Origin of the sequence: Tianweitania sp., from assembly GCF_032053605.1 — a bacterium.
Classification (GTDB): domain Bacteria; phylum Pseudomonadota; class Alphaproteobacteria; order Rhizobiales; family Rhizobiaceae; genus Tianweitania.
The window spans coordinates 1-296 of sequence record NZ_DAMBUH010000165.1 but is presented as its reverse complement, the minus strand read 5'-3'; the positions used below and the strand labels follow the sequence as shown (position 1 = coordinate 296).

Genomic DNA, 296 nt, shown 5'->3' with positions numbered 1-296 from the left:
TGCGCATGCCGACCTTGCGCAAGGACAGGCCGAGCGTCAGCGCATTGGCGATTACCAGGATCGACGAGGCCGACATGGAAACGGCGGCGATCAACGGCGTGGCGAAGCCGAGCACCGCGATCGGCACGGCAATGACATTGTAGCCGATCGCCAGGCTGAAATTGCTGAAGATCTTGCGGCGGGCCTTGCGGGCGGTGACCACGCTTTGCAGCACGGGCGCCAGGTTTTCGCCGGTGAACACGATGCCGGCTGCGGCCTGAGCGATGTCGGCACCGGAAGCCGGCGAGATCGAAACA

Annotated in this window: 1 pseudogene; it reads right to left on the bottom strand. The window is 64.5% G+C overall.

Annotation, left to right across the window (positions count from 1 at the left end):
- Positions 1–296: pseudogene (locus RTX98_RS19895) on the bottom strand (heavy metal translocating P-type ATPase); the annotation flags it as partial.